The organism is Spiroplasma endosymbiont of Megaselia nigra (assembly GCF_003987485.1).
Classification (GTDB): Bacteria; Bacillota_I; Bacilli_A; order Mycoplasmatales; family Mycoplasmataceae; genus Spiroplasma.
Genome location: NZ_RCOO01000104.1, coordinates 1 through 3,997, shown reverse-complemented (window position 1 = coordinate 3,997; position 3,997 = coordinate 1). Strand labels below are relative to the sequence as shown.

Below are 3,997 nucleotides of genomic sequence, written 5' to 3'. Positions count from 1 at the left end.
CTGCAGTATATGTTTTAAATTTTTGTTCTTTTCCTGCCATTAAAAAATGCACCTCCTCTAAAAGTTTAGTAAAGTTCTTTTTTAATTTTACTTACTTTTTGGGGTGCAGTCTTTAAATCACTCAAGGTTAACTTCTGAAAATAAAATCTTATTTATTATTTTTTATTATTAATTATTTTAATAACCCTAAAAAAGTTTTCGGTTCTAAACTAGCACCGCCAACCAAAGCACCATCAATATCTGGCTGAGCTAATAATTCTTGAATATTTTCCGGTTTAACACTGCCTCCATATTGAATCCGTATCATATTTGCTACTACTTCATCATAAAGATTAGCAATTTTTGCTCGGATTATTGCACAAACATTTTGTGCAATCTCAGCTGTTGCTGTTTTCCCCGTCCCAATTGCTCAAATTGGTTCATAAGCAATAACAATTGTTTTTGCATCTTCAAAATCAATACCTTGTAATGCTTTTTCAATTTGTGTTTCAACAATTTGCTGTGTTTCATTGTTTTCATATTGTTGTAATGTTTCACCACAGCAAATAATCGGCACCATCCCTTTTGCTAAGATTTTTTTTGCTTTTAAGTTTACTGTTTCATTTGTCTCATTAAACATTTCACGACGTTCTGAGTGTCCAATAATAACATGCGTAATCTTTAAAGTTTGCAACATTTCAACTGAAATTTCACCAGTAAAAGCCCCAAAATCTTCATAATGACAATTTTGAGCCGCAATAATTAAATGATGCGCATGTTGTTTTGCCACCGCTAAATTAACAAATGGTACTGCAATACCAGCTTCAAGTTTTAAATCATGACATACATTATCAACTTGTTTTAAAAAGTCAATTGTTTCATCCGTTGTTTTATGCATTTTTCAATTTCCAATAATAATTGGTTTTCGCATTCTTCTCCCTCGTTTCTATCTAACATTTTAATTATATACTTAAATTTTAATGATTTCTTAATAAAATATTAACTTTCTTAATGTTATAATGTTTTCATAGAGGTGAAAAGATGTTTTTATCAGCATTTGAAATGAAATACAATACTAAATCAATTAAAAGACTACCAAAAATTAATAATTCAGATAAATGGTTAATTATTGATATTCGTCCAAAAGAAGAATGAATTGAAAGTCATATTATTAATAGTATTAATATTCCTCATCATCTTTTTCGTTTAATTTATTCGAAAAAAGTAACTAAAAATAAAAAAATTCTTTTTGTTTCAAGTGCTGGCCATTCTCATTTAGATTTATACCGTTTATTAAAAAAACATAATTTTAAAGTTTATATTCTTCTTGGTGGATGAAAAAAAGTTCATCAAACTGATGAACTTGATAAAATTCTTACTTATAATCCTATTGATTAACATTATTAATCAATGGGGTTTTTATTTTTACTTCACCAGCGGGTGGTGTTGCTTTATGCCATAATAATAATTCATTAATACCCCATATTACTAATGTTCCCCCAATAATAATTAATAAACTATATAAAGTTTTATGATTACTACTATAAGCAAAGAAATTATACATAATATAGCCTATTGAACCTATTAGCAAGAAAAGAGAAAAACCAGCATAATAATACATTCCTTTTACTTTTGCTACTTCTACTCTCTTTGTATAACGATTAACACAAACAGCAATAATTAAACTAATATAACATAGAAAAGCAGTAAAACTAACGGCATTAGAAGAAAGATCTAATAAATACATTGGATCACCCATAACGCCAAGACTAAGTCCCATTAATATTAAATTGAAACAAACAGTAATTGCCATTTGAATCAAACCAATTTGTTGATAACTTAATTCTTTCTTTCCAATATAAACAAGATTTTCTTCTTGCACTGTATGTCCAAATGAAGGAGCTACAAAGGTTAAACCATTAATACTCATTAATGCTGTTAAAATAATAAATCACATTAAGACTTTTGCAATTGGACCACCAAGGAGATTTTTAAATAAAGTAAAAACACTACCATCATTTGTTCCTAAAAACAAAGAAATAACTTCTAAAATATAAAAAATAGTAATAAATAACATTGCAGCAAATAATGCTTTTGGAACAACATTTTTGTTAGAAACTTCTTTTTGTAATCCTGCAGCATAAATAAAACCATCAAATGAAAATAATACTGGTAAAATCCCCATAAAGAAGTTACCAAACTTTAATTCCCTATATTTATCAAAAACATTATTTTCAATTGGAGCAACAAAGCCTATAACTAAACTAACTAGTAAGGGAATAAATTTAATAAATGTTCCAATTGTTTGAACTCATTTACCAACATTTCGGAAAAAAATATTTATTAAGTAAAATAAAATTAAAATAACAAGGCCAACAGCAATCGCAATTATATGTTGTGTTTCCTTACTAATGCTTTGCACTTCTAGTGCATCAAACATTTCATTAATACTAAAAATTGGGAAAAGACCCAATAAAATTGGGAAATAAAAAAAGATATAAAATAATGCTATTAAACTACCAACTTGCCGACCAATTAAAATATTAGCCCATGATGGTAATGTCCCATGTCCACTTTTAGTTTTTACTGATGTAACTTCAATAAAGACCATAATCATTGCCATTCCTAAAATTCCAACTAAAATCCATAATCCAATTGATAAATAAGGATTTTGAGTAAAATATAAAAGATGTCCTTCTGAAGTATCATTTTTTAAATAAATTCCAATTCCAATTGTAATTCCAACCGCTGTTGAAAAAACAGTTAAAAATTCAAAAAATTTAACGTGCTTTTTAGGCTTTCCCATTAGTTTTTCCTCTATTTTTAATGTCCTTTTAATAAAAAATAATAAATAAATTATAACATAAATTATTTTATATTTTCATAATATTTTTTCTTAATTTCACGAAATAAGTGGTTTAATCCCGATTTTGAAATTTCAATACTAGTTTCATTTTCTAATAATGCTGACAAATCTTGCAACGATGCATCGGGATAAGCAATTCGTAATAAAGCTACTTTTTTGGTATTTTCATTTAGTTCATCAAACAAATCATGTTCAAGTAAATAATTAATCATTGCAACTTGTTCTTCCCCAGCTTTAATTGCTTTTTGTTGATTTGAAATTTCAATATTATTTAAACGATTAATACTATTAACCATATCCCTTGAAATACGAGTATTTTCAAAAGCAAGGACACTATTAATTGCATCAATTAATTTTAAGAAATCTGAAACTAAAATTGATTTTTTTAAATAACAAACATAACGATCATGACGGACAATTATCTTAAATGTAAAATGAAATTTATGCAATAATTTTTGAAAATATTGTACTGAAACTTCATCATTAAACTGAACTTCTAAATGATAATTACTTGTTTCTGGTGAATTAACACTACCACAAGCAACAAAAATGCCTGCAATATAAGCACGTTGTTGTCGTTCATTTCATTCTGATGGGATGGCAACAATTTTTTGATTAGTTTCTGCATCAAAAATTTGTAGGTCTTTTAATATTTCAGTAGCTCGTTCTTTAATTCGTAAACTGAAGGTTTTGCTATTTTTTAATTTTGTACCTTGAACAATAATGATGTCAATTTTAACTTGATATAAATTTTTTAAAAACGTATAAATTGTTCGAATAATTAGATTACTAATTGAGGTTACTTCAAAGTTAAAAAAATGATTACTAATATTTAATGTCATATTATATTTAACAAAACCAGTTAAAAAAGCTTTCTGACACATTTGGTCAAATTCTTTTCTAACAATTTCCTCTTTTACTTCCAACGCAAAGCTCATCTTTATCCCCCATTCTAATTTAATAATACAGATAAACCACTACTTTAGCATAGTGGTTTATTAAAGACTGCACCCCAAAAAGTAAGTAAAATTAAAAAAGGTTTATAAACTTTTATTTATTATATCCTTTTCTTTGCGGCTTGAATATCATTTATTTCATTTTTTAACATCATTAATATATTCGTCATGCGATAAGTAAATATTGTTATGAATT

The 3,997-nt window shown here is 26.8% G+C and carries 4 protein-coding genes; 1 reads left to right on the top strand and 3 read right to left on the bottom strand.

Annotation, left to right across the window (positions count from 1 at the left end; genetic code table 4):
- Positions 1 to 172 precede the first annotated feature (172 nt).
- Positions 173 to 910, bottom strand: coding sequence for a triose-phosphate isomerase (tpiA, locus tag D9R21_RS04795; protein WP_126821318.1), 738 nt, complete (start codon positions 908 to 910; stop codon positions 173 to 175).
- Between the two features lie 110 nt (positions 911 to 1,020).
- On the opposite strand from tpiA, the gene D9R21_RS04790 reads away from it, so the two are divergent.
- Entirely contained in the window at positions 1,021 to 1,377 is a 357-nt protein-coding gene (locus D9R21_RS04790) for a rhodanese-like domain-containing protein (RefSeq protein ID WP_126821317.1), read from the top strand.
- On the opposite strand, the gene D9R21_RS04785 is transcribed toward D9R21_RS04790, so the two are convergent.
- Positions 1,367 to 2,785 (bottom strand): APC family permease, encoded by a 1,419-nt coding sequence (locus tag D9R21_RS04785; protein ID WP_126821316.1) that lies wholly within the window; start codon positions 2,783 to 2,785, stop codon positions 1,367 to 1,369. The genes D9R21_RS04790 and D9R21_RS04785 overlap by 11 nt on opposite strands.
- Positions 2,786 to 2,847: 62 nt before the next feature.
- Positions 2,848 to 3,783 (bottom strand): DNA-binding protein WhiA, encoded by a 936-nt coding sequence (gene whiA / locus D9R21_RS04780; protein ID WP_126821315.1) that lies wholly within the window; start codon positions 3,781 to 3,783, stop codon positions 2,848 to 2,850.
- Positions 3,784 to 3,997: the final 214 nt, after the last annotated feature.